This window comes from Brevundimonas sp. GW822-FHT03E11 (genome assembly GCF_058801445.1).
Genome location: NZ_JBXANG010000011.1, coordinates 1 through 15164, shown reverse-complemented (window position 1 = coordinate 15164; position 15164 = coordinate 1). Strand labels below are relative to the sequence as shown.

The 15164-nt window shown below is 67.4% G+C and carries 15 protein-coding genes and 1 tRNA gene; 2 read left to right on the top strand and 14 right to left on the bottom strand.

Annotated elements, in window-relative coordinates; translation table 11 throughout:
• Together AC1RKE_RS14550 and AC1RKE_RS14545 are read right to left on the bottom strand one after the other, a co-directional pair.
• Positions 1 to 2494, bottom strand: a 2494-nt coding sequence (locus tag AC1RKE_RS14550) for a beta strand repeat-containing protein (protein WP_492897335.1), incomplete at its 3' end; no start/stop codon positions are given.
• Between the two features lie 236 nt (positions 2495 to 2730).
• A complete protein-coding gene (locus AC1RKE_RS14545) occupies positions 2731 to 4431 on the bottom strand; it encodes a ShlB/FhaC/HecB family hemolysin secretion/activation protein (protein ID WP_348684768.1) in 1701 nt (566 codons plus the stop codon).
• A 223-nt stretch (positions 4432 to 4654) separates the two neighbouring features.
• Between AC1RKE_RS14545 and AC1RKE_RS14540 the strand changes: the two genes are divergently transcribed.
• Both AC1RKE_RS14540 and gst read left to right on the top strand, forming a co-directional pair.
• Positions 4655 to 5758 (top strand): helix-turn-helix transcriptional regulator, encoded by a 1104-nt coding sequence (locus AC1RKE_RS14540; protein WP_201463745.1) that lies wholly within the window; start codon positions 4655 to 4657, stop codon positions 5756 to 5758.
• 173 nt (positions 5759 to 5931) lie between these two features.
• Complete coding sequence (gene gst / locus AC1RKE_RS14535) at positions 5932 to 6639, top strand: glutathione transferase, Atu5508 family (protein ID WP_348684932.1); 708 nt, start codon at positions 5932 to 5934, stop codon at positions 6637 to 6639.
• Between the two features lie 350 nt (positions 6640 to 6989).
• On the opposite strand, the gene AC1RKE_RS14530 is transcribed toward gst, so the two are convergent.
• From AC1RKE_RS14530 to AC1RKE_RS14475, 12 genes are all read right to left on the bottom strand, one after another.
• Positions 6990 to 7066, bottom strand: a tRNA-Arg gene (locus tag AC1RKE_RS14530).
• Between the two features lie 215 nt (positions 7067 to 7281).
• Positions 7282 to 7779, bottom strand: a complete 498-nt coding sequence (locus tag AC1RKE_RS14525; protein ID WP_183217819.1) for a hypothetical protein — start codon at positions 7777 to 7779, stop codon at positions 7282 to 7284.
• Complete coding sequence (locus tag AC1RKE_RS14520) at positions 7776 to 8369, bottom strand: response regulator (RefSeq protein WP_054764764.1); 594 nt, start codon at positions 8367 to 8369, stop codon at positions 7776 to 7778. The genes AC1RKE_RS14525 and AC1RKE_RS14520 overlap by 4 nt, the downstream gene beginning before the upstream one ends.
• A 4-nt stretch (positions 8370 to 8373) precedes the next feature.
• The gene (locus AC1RKE_RS14515) at positions 8374 to 8715 is read right to left on the bottom strand and encodes a DUF8776 family protein (RefSeq protein ID WP_054764763.1); all 342 of its coding nucleotides are present in this window, start codon (positions 8713 to 8715) and stop codon (positions 8374 to 8376) included.
• The gene (locus AC1RKE_RS14510) at positions 8715 to 9260 is read right to left on the bottom strand and encodes a chemotaxis protein CheD (RefSeq protein ID WP_054764762.1); all 546 of its coding nucleotides are present in this window, start codon (positions 9258 to 9260) and stop codon (positions 8715 to 8717) included. Before AC1RKE_RS14510 ends, AC1RKE_RS14515 begins: the two co-directional genes overlap by 1 nt.
• On the bottom strand, positions 9257 to 9646 hold the full coding sequence (locus AC1RKE_RS14505) for a response regulator (RefSeq protein WP_054764761.1): 390 nt from the start codon (positions 9644 to 9646) through the stop codon (positions 9257 to 9259). The genes AC1RKE_RS14510 and AC1RKE_RS14505 overlap by 4 nt, the downstream gene beginning before the upstream one ends.
• Positions 9647 to 9663: 17 nt before the next feature.
• Entirely contained in the window at positions 9664 to 10704 is a 1041-nt protein-coding gene (locus tag AC1RKE_RS14500) for a protein-glutamate methylesterase/protein-glutamine glutaminase (RefSeq protein ID WP_152949523.1), read from the bottom strand.
• Positions 10704 to 11564, bottom strand: coding sequence for a CheR family methyltransferase (locus tag AC1RKE_RS14495; protein ID WP_054764759.1), 861 nt, complete (start codon positions 11562 to 11564; stop codon positions 10704 to 10706). Before AC1RKE_RS14495 ends, AC1RKE_RS14500 begins: the two co-directional genes overlap by 1 nt.
• Positions 11561 to 12016 carry a chemotaxis protein CheW gene (locus AC1RKE_RS14490; protein WP_054764758.1) on the bottom strand — a complete coding sequence of 152 codons (456 nt, stop codon included), beginning with the start codon at positions 12014 to 12016 and terminating at the stop codon, positions 11561 to 11563. The genes AC1RKE_RS14495 and AC1RKE_RS14490 overlap by 4 nt, the downstream gene beginning before the upstream one ends.
• A gap of 3 nt (positions 12017 to 12019) precedes the next feature.
• The gene (locus AC1RKE_RS14485; RefSeq protein WP_348684846.1) at positions 12020 to 14299 is read right to left on the bottom strand and encodes a chemotaxis protein CheA; all 2280 of its coding nucleotides are present in this window, start codon (positions 14297 to 14299) and stop codon (positions 12020 to 12022) included.
• Between the two features lie 30 nt (positions 14300 to 14329).
• A complete protein-coding gene (locus AC1RKE_RS14480; RefSeq protein ID WP_054764756.1) occupies positions 14330 to 14695 on the bottom strand; it encodes a response regulator in 366 nt (121 codons plus the stop codon).
• Positions 14692 to 14979 carry an STAS domain-containing protein gene (locus tag AC1RKE_RS14475; protein ID WP_348684848.1) on the bottom strand — a complete coding sequence of 96 codons (288 nt, stop codon included), beginning with the start codon at positions 14977 to 14979 and terminating at the stop codon, positions 14692 to 14694. Before AC1RKE_RS14475 ends, AC1RKE_RS14480 begins: the two co-directional genes overlap by 4 nt.
• Positions 14980 to 15164: the final 185 nt, after the last annotated feature.

Sequence of the window (15164 nt, the reverse complement as noted above, 5' to 3'; positions counted from 1 at the left end):
CCCCCGTCAGACCGACGCCGCTCACCGTCACCGTCTTGCCGGTTCCGGCGTTGCGGTCGGCGAAGGTCCAGGTTCCCGCCGTCGCGCCGACCGTATCGCCGCTGACAACGCCAGACAGGGCGACCGAGCCGGAACCGGCGGTCGTGCCGTCATAGGTCTTGTTCGAGGCGGTCAGGGCGCTCGTCAGGGCCTTGGGCGTGACGGTGATCTGGCCGGTGTTGCTGAAGGCGAAGGCGTAGCCGCTGTTGCTGGTGAGCGTGCCCTGCGCGGCGGTGACGGCATAGGGGCCGCCGGCGACGGAGGCGCGCTCCGCTGATCCGGTAGAGCTGATCGCAGCTGCCCCGCTGAAGGCCGTCGCCGCCGTATCGGCCAGGAAGGCCCCCGCCACGCCCGGATGATAGCCGCTGACGGTGTAAAGGGCGCCCACCGAACCCGTCAGATCGGTCCCATAAACCTTGCTCGTGGAAAGGGTAGTGACCGTCAAAGTGGGTTGGGCGGCGAAGACGTAGCGGTTGCCGCTCAGACCCGCCGGCGCTCGTGTCGCCAAGGTTCCGTTCCAGAGGGCCGTGGAGCCGCTGTCCAAACCGCCGAAAGTGCTGGAGTTCGGAGACGCCGCATAAATCGTCCACTTGCCCGAGGCGGCAAGCGCAGAAGAGCCCGACTGGTTGATGAAGTCGCCGTCGGTGGAAAGGACGATGTCGCGACCGCTTGCGATCCCCGAGGGGCTGAACGACAAGGCTCCTCCGGTGGTGCGGACCAGGATGTCGCCGGCGCCGGCGTTGACGCCGCCCGTCACCGTCAGCCCACCCTCATCAACGAGCGAAAAGCCGTTGGCCGTAAAGACGTCGAGATCGCGAACACGGTTGACGGCCGCCGTCAGATCGGTGGCCCCGCCTGATCCACCCGTCAGATAACCCGAAGTGATCCGCCCCAGGGCGCTCTGGCCGATCGTGCCGCCCGCGTTGAGAAGAACCGTGGAGGTTCCCGCATCGAGCGCCGCATTGAGCACGATGTCCGAACTCGCCCCGCTCGCCGACAGGGTGATTCCGCTGGCGGTGATCGGCGCCTGCGCCGTCAAGTCGCCCGTGGTGGTCAGAGAGACCCCGGTGGCTCCGCCGTTGAGCGCGCCGCTGACCGTCAGGCCGCCTGTATCGACCAGGCTCAAACCGTTCGCGTCGGACGCGCCCAGGGCGCCGATCGCATTGGCCGCACCATTCAAGGTCACGCCGTTGATCGCCGAGATCGTCAGGACTCCCGCCGTCAGGGCTCCGGCGGTCTGAGAAATTCCGTCGCTGGACGTCAGGCTGAGAACCCCGTCCGCTCCGGTCTCGGTCAGATCGCCGCCGAGCTGGAGCGACTGTCCCGACAGATAGAGGCCGTTGCCCGCGGTGAGCGTCCCCACCACGTTGACGGTGCCGCCGTTCTCGGCGGTGATGCGAAGTTCATCCGGCGCGCTGAGCCCGCCCAGGGTTACGCCGAAGGCCATGTCCTGAATGATGAACTTGCCGATCCCCGAAGCCGCGTTGAGGAAGACCGGCGAAAAAGCGGCGCCTCCGGTCCAGTCCGGCGCCTTTAGGGTATAGTTCTGACCCACCTCGACCGAGACGGAAACAGTGGTCAAATTGCCTGACTCCAGCCGCACGCTTCCGGTGGGGACTGAGATAAGGTCGTTGATGATCACTTCATCGGACGCAATCACGTTCAGATCGCCCCCGGAAACCGTGGCGGCGCCGATTGTCACATCCCCTGCGGGAGCCCCCGTCGGTGTTTGCAACGCCCCTCCGGCGATGAAGTGGCGACTGAAGGACTCCTCTCCCGCTGCGTAAAGCACGACGTCGCCATCGACGAACTCCACTGCGTCAGCCGCCGAACCGCCCAACAGAATGGAGCCGAGACCGCCGTTGTAGCCGGCGGCGATCAGATAGGTGCGTCCTCCGGCGGCAGCCGACGCGGTGTCGAAGCGCGCTTGGGATCCGACGCTGATTGCGGTGTTCTTGTCGGTACCCGTTGCGACGGTGAGCGCAAGATAGGCGTCGAGATCGCCGTCGAAGACGAGCGTCGCGTCACGCGCGGCGATCAGGGCGATGCTGCCGCTGGCGGTCGCGCTGCCTGAGAAGTTGATTTCGGGGCCCACCACGGTCACCGCGCCGGCGGCGGCGTTCAGCGCCGCGCCCCCGTTCACCGCAACGGAGCCGCCCACGCCGGTGAAGTTGAAACTGCTGTCGTTGTCAAAGATATCGGCGTCGGTCAGCCCTAGAGACGACAACAACAGTCCGCCGACGTTGAGAACCGCGGTCCCTCCCACCGCTACGCCGGAGGAATCGAGAAACCAGACCTGGCCGTTGCTGTTGACGGCGCCGTTGATGATCGTGCCGCCTCCGCCCAGAACCCGATTGACGGCAATGCTCGTCGAGCCGCTCTGGTTGAAGTTCAGCGTGTCGCCGGGCGCCAGATTGAAACCGTTCCAGTTCAAAAGCGTCCGCGAGCCGCTCAAAGTGATGGTCGAGGTGTCGGCGCCGCCGGTGTTGGACGCCGCGCCCGAGAAGACGGTCGCCGATCCCGATCCGTTATAGGTGTTGGAGACGGTTCCGGCGGCCGTGCTTCCACCGCCGGCTGCGATCTGGGCCGAGGCCGGCGCCGCCAACGCCAGCAAAAGTGCGACGGGGGCCGCGGCGCTCAGAAGAAGCGAGACGCGACGACGAGCGGCGTGAGCGTTGTTCATGGCGAGCCTCAACGGAACGAGAAGGTGGTGGAGAGCGACAGCAGCAGCCGATCCTTCGGCCGGACCGCGCCGGGGAACGGCGCGTTCTGCGGCGCCGCATAGACCAGGCTGACCTGCCCCCTGCGTGTGCGGGCGCGCACCCCGGCGCCGACGGACCAAGGCCGGCTGTCGTAGCCGAAGGCGTCCTGGTTCCACAGCTTGGCCGCATCGACGAAGCCGAAGACGGTCCAGACCGCCTGGGCGGACGCCGCCTCCCAGCCCGCCTCGATCTGGGTCGCCAGGGCCCGATCGCCGGACGCCGCTCCCGGATCAAAGCCCCGGCCTACGGTGTAGGATCCCACCTGGAACTCTTCATAGGCCGGCAGCGGATCCGGCGCCCACTGCCCCAGCAAAGCCGCCGCCGCATAGAGGCCGCGTCCCGGCGACAGGACGACGTCCTTGCGGATCGAGGCTTGACCTCGAACCGAGGTGAAGTCCGGCCGCCCTTCGGGCCGCGACAACAAGGGATCGCCGGCTTCGCTGGCGCCGAAAGCCTCCAGACCTTTGCGCAACTCGGCTTGGAACCCGCCTTGAAGCCCCGGCGTCTGCCTCGGCCGCCAGGTGGCGACGACCTCGGCGGAAAGGACCCGCAGGCTTTCCTCGAACAGGGCGGTCGCATCGCCGTTCGGCTGGCGGAAGGCGCCCAGATCGTTCTTCTGATCCACCCACTCCAACCGGGCGCCCACATCCATGCGCAGGGGCCGAGTGAGGACGACCGGATACTGGACGCCGAGTCGGCCGACGGTCGAGCGTCCCTCTAACTCTAGCGGCGCCAGGGCGCCGCCGGGCTCGGATTCGCTGTAGGCCACATCGCCCAGAACGGTCAGGCCGGAGGCTCCAATACGGAATTCCTCCAGCAGTTGGACCACTCGTTGATCGCCTTCCAAACCCGAGAACAGGATCAGGCTGGTGCGCTCGGCGAAGGCGGTGAAGCTGTTGGCGTCAAGGCGGATTGAGGCGCCCTCGCGCCCGACTTCTTCTGAACCGAAGTTCTGGCCGCTCAGGGTGACGTCCAGCTTCCGCCGAGGGGCGAAGGCCGCCACGGCTTCCAGACCATTGGCTTCGCCCGTCTCCGCGCGACGGATGCTGAAAGACGGGTCGGCGCCGGGAATGTCGCGAACCAACAGAAAGGCGCGTTCGACTTCGCGCCAGCGCGTCGCCCGTTCCGTTTTCAGAGCGCTCAGATAGTCGGCGGCAAGGGCGGCCGCAGGGCCCAGTTTGTCGGCGTCAATCACGGAGGCGCTGACCACTCGACCTTCGGTCACGGTGATCACCAGGACGCCGCCCGTCATCCGCTGTTGGGGCAGATCCACCCGCACCAGGGCTTCGCCCTCAGCACCGTACAGGGCGGCGACGCGGTCCCGAGCGACGCAGAGCACCGACAGATCGCTGTCCTTACCGATCAGATCCGCCACCGCGTTTTGAATCTCGGCGTCGGAGATCAGGCTGGCGCCCTGCGCCTCGATCCGCGTCAGGGTCGTGCGACCTTGACCTGTGAAGGGGCATTGTCCGGGCTGGTACAAGGTTGTTGGATCAACGACCGGTGCGGCCAGCGGGCGCGCCTGACGCGCCGGATCGATCTCTTCGCGGGTCTGGCCGGGGACGACCTGGGCTGAGGCGACGCCTGGGGACAGGAACAGCGCGACGGCCAGGGTCGATGCGCCTCCCATAAGTCGCCAAGAGGCGCCGCGCCTTGCAATACCACCCATCACGCCTGCCCTCTCCCCAACCGCCGTAAGGCGGCGATCCAGTCCTTGTTCGCTGAACTAGACTCCCTCACTCTTGTCTGCATCTACAATCTTGTAGAGGTTTCGGTCGATCCAGGAGACTCGCGCCAGAGAAGGACAACGCAGTGATGAATCAGCATTCGCGCACCGGCTCAGAGCCTCTAGCGTGACCGAAGAGGATGTCGCGACGGCGACCGCCGCCTTCCAGGGCGTGGGCTTGGGGGACCGGACCTGGGTGGAGGCGCTGGAAGGCCTGGCCAGGCTGACCGGTTCAAAGGGCGGCGAACTGATCGGCCTGGGTCGAGAGGCGGCGGTGCCGTTCAACTGGATGACGGGCTTGCCGCCGGAAGCCTCCGCCGAGTTCGTGACGGCGGGCGGCGGCGACCCGCGCGTGAACTCGCGCGTTCGAATCGGCATGGCGGCGCCCGAGATGGCGGTGCTCGACGAAACGGCCTTCACCAGCGCGCAGGACGCCGCGCGCTTTCCGGAATACGGCGCCTGGTTGCGTCGGCATGATCTGGCCTTCGCCTGCCTGTCCCCGCTGCTGCGCCAGGACGACCTGCTGGTGGGTCTGGCGCTGATGCGGAGCGAGTCTCAGGGCAATGTGACAGTGGAACAGCGTCGGGCCTTCGCAACCGTCGTTCCTCACGTCCGCGCCGCCGTCCGGACCCAGATCGCCCTGGACGCGCGAGGATTGAACCTCGCCCTGGGCCTTCTAGATACGCTTTCAAACGCCATCCTCATCTGTGACGGGCACGGTCGAGTCCTGGCGCTCTCCCCCGCCGCTGAGGCGATGGCGACTTCGGGCGAGATCCTGCGCGTGACGCGCGGCATGGCGGCCGGCGCTCGCGATGCGGACACCGCCGCCCTTCGCACCGCGATCGCTGCAGCGGCGGCGAGCACCGGCGGCCTCCGGCCGCCGCCCCGACCCGTCGTGCTGCGCGACGCCAGAGGAGACCGGCCGACCCTTGCCGAAGTCTGTGCCGCACCTGGAGACTATGCCCTGAGGTTCGGGGCCGCCGCCCTGGTGGTCATTCGCCCGCCGCGACAGGAGGAGGCGCGCCTTGTCGCCGCAACACGCAGCCTGTTTCACCTGACCAGGGCAGAGGCGGAAGTCGCCGCCAAACTAGCCGCCGGAATGGGGCCCCAAGCAATCGCCGAAGCCAACGGCGTCGCCGTCGGAACGGTACGCACACATGTACGCCGCATATTCGAGAAATGCGGCGTGCGGAGCCAACTGGAACTCGTGGCGCTTCTGGCGCGACTTTAATGACGACGACTATGTCGGCATCCCCATCCTGGCGACCGGCGAAGTCGGAGCGCCGGATCGCGACCGCGCTGGCGATCCGTTGCGACTGGCTGTTCTGAAGCCCCGCGCGTGGCGCCGTGAACGCCTGACGCCCGCCCGCGTTCGTCAGTGAGCTTCAGGATCAAAGGTTCGCTATGACGGACTACACCCTCTATTATTGGTCCCTGCCCTTTCGGGGGCAGTTCGTTCGCGCGGTTCTGGCCTATTCCGGCAAGACTTGGCGGGAGCCCGACGACAGAGAGATTTCCCGCTTGATGGAGGGGCCGGTCCGCGCCATGCCAGTGCCCTTCATGGCGCCGCCGGTTCTTATCGACGAACAGAATAAGGTCGCGCTATCCCAAATGCCGGCCATTCTCCTCTATCTCGGCGAAACTCTCGATTTGCTGCCGGCAACGCCCGGGGCTCGGGCTTTGACGCTCAAGATCATCAATGACGCCAATGATCTGATCGACGAACTCACGCTCGACGGCGGCCGTCAGATGTGGACAAACCCGCGATGGGCCGACTTCGAGCCGCGTCTGAGAAAATGGATGTCCCTCTGGGAGGAGACCGGCCGACGTCACGGCCTAACGGGGACCTCCGGCTTTTTGCTCGGCAGCGCAAACCCACAGATGGCGGATCTTGTGACAGCGACGCTCTGGGCCACCCTGGCCGACCGGTTCCAGCCCCTCGAGGACTTGATCAGGGATGCCGCACCGATGACAGCGGCCCTGTCCAGCAGGGTGGCCGCCCTCTCGCCCTTGGCCGACTTGGCCAATAAGGCGCGGTCAGATTACGGGGACACCTGGAGCGGCGGAAATATCGAGGCTTCGCTCCGCGAGGTCTTGAGCGCCCGTCAATAGCCAGATTGACGGATCACGGTGCCCTTCACATCCGCGAAGTCGCCATGATGCCTAAGAGTAACAGGGTCAGTATCGGCAAAGGGCGTCGAGACGGGCTCTGGGCGTCGAGAGCCCGAGACCTTCTCAAACAGGAAGGACGAAAACCCGTTCATATCCTGTCTGACCATCTGTGGTGGGGAAGACCAGAAACTCCTCGCCGGCAGAGTTGATCAAGTCTCGTGCTATCTCGTTGAAGGCTGAATCCTGCCCCTCCTTGCGGACAAGGATAAGCCTTCCCCGTCTTGCTCGCGGCGGAAGGCGGGGTGCTCGCGGCTGATGCTGTCCAGATGAACTCCCATTGCCCGACTTCATGGCGACCCCGGCAGGACTCCAACCTGCGACCTCGGCTTTAGGAAAGCCTTGCTCTATGCAGCTGAGCTACGGGGCCCGCAGGGGTGAACTAGCGGGTCGGGGCGGAGGGGGGAAGACGGTGGGTGCGGCGAACTGCATTTTCTTGGCCGCGTCGTCGGAGCCGCCTGAACTCAATTGTGGTTAATCTGTCTTAAGATACAATATCTTGGGGTGAACAAAGGCTGAATCGGCGCGAGTCCGTGATTCGGTCCTGATTCGTTTCGTCCCTGTTCCGCCGGCTGCGGATCGCGCTTAACCGGGCGCGGGCGTGCGGTCCACGACGGCGCGCAGACCGGCCAGCAGGGTCGAATTGGCGTCCGAGGCGCCGCCCCCCTCGCCGAGGATCAGCGACAGGGCGTGGACATGGACGTCGATCGAGGGCCAGGACCAGGCCTCGGCCGCCGACATCCGGCTGACGACCTCGCACAGGCTGTAGGCGGCCTCATAGAAGGCGGGCATGTCGAGAAAGCCCGCCGTATCCACCAGGACGGAGGCGATGGCGTAGAGCTCGGCCTCCGGGGCGGCGGGCCGACCGGCGCAGAAGGCCGCCAAGGCCTGGACCTTGTCCTGGATCACCCGCAGGGTTTCCTCCCGGCGCCCCTCCAGTCCCTGTTCGGCGGCGGCGACGGCGGCCTCGATATCTATGCCGCCGGGGCGCGCCATCTGCCGCTGAAGCGAGGTGGTGATGTCGCGAATCCGCACGGCGGGCTTTGAGACATCCTGAGAAACGGCTTTGGAGGCGGCGGTCACAGGTTCACCTTCATCGGCTTCAACAGCATGTCGATATCGTCCTGGTTCATGTTTTCGCCGACCGCCTCGCCGACCTCGCCCGACAGGTCGGTGCTGCGGCGGCCATCCTCGCCGGGCGGCGGGCCGTAGTTGTGGACGCGCCGATCCGGCCCGACATAGTTTTCGGCCTCGATGAACTGGCGGTTCTGGGCGCCCAGCCAGACGATGCGGCGCAGGAGGACCGACGGCGTCAGGGGCTTGGCGACGATGAAGCTGGCGCCGCAGTCGCGGCCGCGCGCGACTCGCGCCTGGGCGGCGTGGCCCAGGATCATGATCACGGGTGTGAAACGGGCCGGCTCGGGCGCCTCGCGCCTCAGCCAGGTGACGAAGTCGTAGCCGTCCATCTCCGGCATGGCGCAATCGACCAGGATCAGGTCCACCGCCCGACGACGCAGCAGTTCGACCGCCTCCTTGGCGGACGGACATTTCAGCTGTTCGCGCACTCCGAACCCCTGGACGATCGAGCTGAGCAGATCCAGCGACGTCGGCTGGTCATCGACCAGCAGCAGGGTGGAATGCGCCAGATTGACCTTATCGGGCGCCTTGGTCACGGCGTTAGAATAGGGTCAGATCGCCCGAATCGGGCGGAGCCGAGACCTTGACGCCGGCGGCGGGCCGCAGCCGCACCGCCATGTCGGCCAGGGAGATGCGGCTGACGGACTCGGCCGGGGTGGCCCCGTCGCCCAGCATACGCAGGACGCCGGACAGGGCCTCCAGACGCTGGGTCAGGGCGTCCAGGGCCTGGGCCTCGGTCAGGGCCTCGGCCCGATCCTCGGCAGGGGCGCGGCGCACCAGACGGCTGACCAGGGCCTCGACATGGTCGATCCCCTCGCGCACCCGTGTCAGCTCGTCGGCGACGGCGACCAGCAGTTCGGCGTGTTCGGGAGGGGCGTGCATCAGAACAGCTCCAGGGCGCCGGTATCGACCGGAGGCGGGGCGACGGGCGCGGGCCGCGGCGCCACAGTGTCGGTCACGGCGCGTTGCAGAGCCTTGCCGGTCACGGGCCAGTAGTGGACCCGGCGCCCGCCGTCTCCGCGCAGGCTGCCGCCGACGACCGGAATGCCTTCGTCACGCAGGAATTTCTCGGCGAAATCGGCGTTGGAGCGACCCACGTCGCGCAGGGAGTCGAACATGCGGCCGCCGCCGAACAGCTTGGCCTCCAGCCGATCGCGCCGGCCGCCCGCCTTCAGCACGTCGTTGATCAGCAGTTCCATGGCGTAGGCGCCGTAGCGGCGGCCCGCGTCGGTGCCGGCGCCGGACCCTTCGGGCAGCAGGAAGTGGTTCATGCCGCCCACCCCGGCGACCGGATCGCGCAGACACATGGCGACGCAGGAGCCCAGAATGGTGCTGAGCACCACATTGGGATCGCGCGTGACATGGTGTTCGCCCTGTCCGACGTGCAGACGCTTTTCTTGCGTGTCCTTCAGGGCGGAAAAGGTCATGTCAGGGCGCCGAAGACGGCTTCCATCTTGCCCTTCAGCTGGGCCACGGTGAAAGGCTTAACCAGGTAATTGTTGACGCCGAACTGGACCGCGCGCTGGACCAGCTCGCGATCTGCCCGACCCGTCAGCATGATGAAGGCGGTCTTGGAGGTCGGGGGGTGGGCGCGCACGGCGCGCAGCAGGCCCAGCCCGTCCAGATTGGGCATGTTGTAGTCGGAAATGATCAGATGGGCCGGCTTGGCGATGATGTCGCGCAGGGCGATTTCGCCGTCGGCGGCTTCGCGGATCTCGCGCACGCCGAGCTGTTGCAGGCTGGTGCGGACCAGAGAGCGCATCGTCATCTGATCGTCGACGACCAGGCAGTGAAGTGAGGCGGCGGCGGGCATGAGTAAGGCTCCCGGTGTCAGGCGACGGACCGTGCGGCCGGATCGGCGCACAGATCAAGGATGGCTGGGGCCAGGCGGTGCAGCGGCAGTTGCCGCTCCACAGCGCCCAGTTCGAAGGCGGCCTTGGGCATGCCATAGACGACCGAGGTGGTTTCGTCCTGACCCAGGGTGCGGCCGCCCGCATCGCGGATGGCCTTCAGCCCCTTGGCGCCGTCCTTGCCCATGCCGGTCAGGATCACGCCGGTCATGGGCCGTTTCAGACGGACGACGGAATCGAACATCACGTCCACAGACGGACGGTGGCCGTTGACGGGTTCGCTGTTCACCAGGCGGCAGCGCGGCGACAGGCCCGGCGTCAGCTCCAGGTGCGCGGCGCCGCCGGGCGCCAGATAGATGTGGCCGGGCTTCAGCGGCGCGCCGTCCACGGCCTCGCTGACCGCCGGGGCGCAGACCCGGTCCAGGCGCGCCGCGAAGCTGGAGGTGAAGGTCGCCGGCATGTGCTGGGTGATGACCGTCGCCGGGCAGTTGGCGGGAAAGCCGCTCAAGACCGTCAGCAGGGCCTCGACCCCGCCGGTGGAGGAGCCGATGGCCAGGACGTGATTGGGCGCGGGGCGATAGGCGCTGGGGGCGGCGGCGGCGGCGGGCACGTCGCCGCGGGCGCGAACCCGCGACCGGGCCGCCGTCTTCACCTTGCCGATCAGTTCGTGGAAGGCCTCGGCGCTGGCCACGGCCGGCTTGGCGACCGCGTCCACCGCGCCGATCTCCAGCGCCGCCAGGGTCACGTCCGTGCCCGCTGCGGTCAGGGTCGAGACCATCACCACCGGCATGGGGCGCAGCCGCATGATCTTATCCAGGAACTCCAGCCCGTTCATATTGGGCATTTCGACGTCCAGCGTGAGGACGTCGGGATTCAGCTCCTTGATGGCCGTGCGGGCCTCCAGCGGATCGGCGGCGGTGCCGACGACTTCGATTTCGGGGTCCGACTTCAGGGCGGCCGAGATCAGGCCGCGCATGGTCAGGCTGTCGTCCACGATCAGGACTTTGACGCGATCGGCCATCAGGCGGCTCCCAGGCGGTAGGTGGTCAGGCCGGCGGTCTGCAGCTGGCGGCTCGCCGGGCCGGACACGCGCTCGGAATGACCGATGTAGAGGGTGGCGCCGGGGTTCATCAGCGGGGTGAACCGGCTCCAGATCCGCTCCTGCGTCGGATCGTCGAAATAGATGACCACGTTGCGGCAGAAGATCACGTCGAACCGGCCCTTCATCGGCCAGTCGCCGATCAGGTTCAGTTCGCGGAAGGTGACCAGCCGCTTCAGCTGCGGCCCCGCCACCCAGTTTCCACGGTCCGCGCGGTTGAAATATTTGCGCCACAGGGTCGCCGGCGCCGGCTCCAGCGCCTCTTCGGAATAGACCCCGTCATAGCCTTGGGCCACCATATTGGGGTCGATGTCCGTCGCCAGGATGCGCACGTCCAGGTCGGCCGCTTCCGGCAGGACCGACAGCACCGTCAGGGCCATCGAATAGGGCTCCTGCCCGTTCGAACAGGCGGCCGACCACAGCCGGACCCGGCCCCCGGCGCGGGCGCGCGCGGCCAAATCGGGCATGACGCGGTCGCGCAGATCGTCGAAATGATGCGGCTCGCGATAGAAGCGGGTGACGTTGGTCGTCAGGGCCGCCGTCATCTTCTGACGCTCGTCCACGCCGTCGGCGCCCTCGACCAGGGCGCAATAGTCCCGGAAGCTGGTCAGGCCCAGGGTCCGCAGCCGTTTGGCCAGGCGCGAATAGACCAACGCGGCCTTGCCCTCGTTCAGGGCGATGCCGGCGTGGGCATGCAGCATCTGGGCGATTTGACGGAAGTCGTCGGCGGTGAAGACGAACTCGCCTTCGACGATCGACCCCCGTCCCGGGGCGGGGTTCATGCGGCTTCGGCCTCGACCTGGGGCAGGATGTGGTCCAGTTCGATCAGGCTGATCATCCGCCCGTCGATCGAGAAGATGCCTTTGACGAAGGTCTTGACCTGGTCGCTGGCGACGTCGGGCGTCGGCTGAACCGCGGCGTCGTTCATCTCCAGAATGTCGGACACGGCGTCGACCAGCAGCCCCACCATGCGGCCGCCGATATGGGCCACCATGATGACGTGGCGAGCGGTCGGCTCGGACGTCTCAAGCCCGAACCGGGCGCCCAGGTCGATGATCGGCAGGACGGTGCCGCGCAGATTGATCACCCCCTTCATATAGCCGGGCGAGCGCGGCAGGGGGGTTGCGGGCGTCCAGCCGCGGATTTCGCGCACCGACATGATGTCGACGCAGAATTCCTGCCGGCCGATGCGGAAGGCGATGAGTTCGCGCTGGGTGTCGTTGGCTTCTGTCATGGGTCAGCTCGCGAGCTTGAAGTCGGATCGGGGAGATTTGCGGCGCATGTCGGTGACGAGGACATCGACGTCGAGGATCAGGGCCACACGGCCGTCGCCCAGGATGGTGGCGGCGGCGACGCCCTCGACCTGGCGGTAGTTGGTCTCCAGGCTCTTGATCACCACCTGGCGCTGGCCCTGGATGGCGTCGAACAGCAGGGCCGCCTGCTGGCCGCCTTCGGTCTCGACCACAACGGCGACGCCTTCGGAAGGGACCATCGGCGTCTCGCGGAAGCCCATGGTCAGGGCCACGTCGATCAGCGGCAGGAAGCGATCGCGGAAGCGGATCACCGGATCGAGCCCGCCGACATAGTGCAGGTCGCTTTCCTGCGGCGTCAGGCTTTCGACGATGGCCGGCAGAGGGGCGATCAGGGTCTGGTCGGCGGCCGTCACCACCATGCCGTCCAGAACCGCCAAGGTCAGCGGCAGGCTGAGGGTGAAGGTCGAGCCCTTGCCGGGGACCGAACTGATCGAGATGCGGCCGCCCAGGGCCTGGATCGACCGCCTGACCACGTCCATCCCCACGCCCCGACCCGAGATGTCGGACACCACGGCGGCGGTGGAGAAGCCGGGCAGGAAGATCAGATTGTCGATCTGTTCGTCGGTCAGGGCGGCGTCGGCGGCGATCAGCCCCTTGTCCACCGCAATCTTCTTGACCCGTTCGCGATTGATGCCGCGGCCGTCGTCGGCGATTTCGATGACGATCCGGCCCGAGCGGTGCAGGGCCGCGAGGCGCACCGTGCCCTCGGCCGGCTTGCCGGCGGCGATCCGCTCCTCCGGCGTCTCCAGCCCGTGGTCGATGGCGTTGCGCAGCATATGGGTGATCGGCTCGGCCAGGCGTTCGACCACGGTCTTGTCGACCTCGGTGTCTTCGCCGGAGGTGACCAGACGGACCTGTTTGGAGACCATGTCGGCGACTTCGCGGACCAGGCGCGGCATGCGCTGGAACACCGACTTCACCGGCTGGGCGCGGATGGCCATGACGCTGTCCTGGATCTCGCGCGTCAAAAGCTCCAGATCTTCCATCCCAAGCGCGATGCCCGAAGAGCGGGCCAGGCCGCTTTCCAGCACGCGCTGGGACAGCATGGCCTGCTGGATGACCAATTCGCCGACGACGTTGATCAGGCGATCGACCCGATCCAGGTCGACGCGGATGGTGACCGGCGCCGGCGCCACGGGGGTGGCGACCTGGGCGGGGGGAATGGGGGCGGCGGCCGGGGCCGGTGCGGGCTCAGGCGCGGAGACCTGGGCGGCGACCGGCGCAGGCGCGGCCGGCTCGGGCGCGACCGACTGGGGCGCGACAGACTGGGGCGCGGGGGCCGGCGCCGGAGCGGCGGCGGGCGTTTCGGGCGCGGCGCCTGCAGCGGCCTTGGCCAGCAGGGCGGCGATGTCCAGTTCGTCGCTGGCGGGCAGGACGGCCGGCGGCTCTTCCTCGAAGACCAGGGCCGGGGCGCCGCCCAGCGGGGTGATGGTCAGGTCGCAGTCGGCCTCGACGAAGTCGAACACTTCCCGCACGGCCTTTTCATCGACATCGGCGACCAGGTCGATCGTCCAGGTCAGATAGCCGTCTTCGGCGACCAGCACGTCCAGGGTCGGCAGGGCGGCCTCGTCCACAGAGACGGTGATGGGGCCCAGCCGGCCCACTTCGCGCAGCAGCAGCCCCGCCTCATTGGCGCTGCCGTACATGCGGCCGTGCGGCTTGAAGACGATGCGCCAGCCGGGCTGGCCTGCGGGCGCCGCATCCGCAGCGGGAGCCTCGACCGCCAGCGCCGGGTCGTCCAGCGGCGCGTCGAAGGCCATGGGGGTGAAGCCGAAGTCGTCTTCCTCCTCCTCTTCGACGGCGGGCGGCGCCTCGCCGCCGTGGGTCAGAAGCTCCAGCTCCTGGACCAGGCCGGCCGAACGCTCTTCGTCCACCGGAGGAGCCAGGCCCTGGGCGGCCTGGATGTGGTCGGCCAGCACGTCAGAGGCCCGCAGCAGGGTCTTGATCGTGACCGCGTCGCAGGGTTTGCGGCCGCCCCGCAGCTCGTCCATCAGGGTCTCGAAGACGTGGGCGAACCGGACCAGAGCCTCCAGGCCGAACGCCCCCGCCCCGCCCTTGACCGAGTGAACGGCGCGGAAGACGGCGTTGATCGTCTCCAGGTCGGTCTGACCCTGCTCCAACAGCATCAGCTTCGATTCCAGTTCGGCGAGCAGTTCGTCGCACTCCTGGAAGAAGGTGGCTTTGATGGCTTCGAAGGCGTCCATGGCTGTTGGCCCGACCGATCTGGAAAAGTGTTAGGCCGCCACGCGGCGAACGGCGTCGACCAGTTTCACCGGGTCGAAGGGTTTGACGATCCAGCCGGTCGCGCCGGCGGCGCGGGCGCGGGCCTTCTTCTCGGCGTCGCTCTCGGTCGTCAGCACCAGCACCGGGGTGGTGCGGTGGTTCGGATCGGCGCGCACGCCTTCGATGACGCCGAAACCGTCCATGCGGGGCATGTTGATGTCGGTGATGATGACGTCGGCGCCCTGGGCGGCGAGCGTCTCCAGGCCGTCCACGCCGTCTACGGCTTGGATGACGACATAGCCGGCGTCTTCCAGGGCCATCAGCAGCATGTCCCGCATGGTGCGGGAATCGTCGATGGTCAGAACGGTCTTGCTCACGCGAGCGCTCCTTCAGTGAGGTCTGGTGCGTTGGTTTCGGACGCGCCGAAGGCGGCCCATTGTTCAGCGAAAGACGTCGATTGGGGCGTGATCATCAGATCGACCCCGTCGGTCGCCCAGGTCTTGCGGGCGGAGAGAAGGACTTGGAGACAAAGACCGCCCAGGCGTTCGACGCCGCTCGCATCCACCGTTACGGCCTGGCCGCGCTTGGCCAACAGTTCGGCCTTCAGCGGCTCGGCTGCGTTCATGTCCAGGACCGATGCGAGACTTATGACCTCAGCCATTGGTGTTTCCTTGTTTCAGCCCCGTCCGCTTCGTCTCACGCGGTTGGTAAATATCGCTTGAAGAACGGAGCATTTTAGAACTCTTCCCAGCCGTCTTCGGCGGGAGCGGCCTGTTGGGCGGGCGCGGCGCCGCCGCGGCCCAGGGTCTTGAGGGCTTGGACCATGCGGTGGGCCGGCTTGGCCAG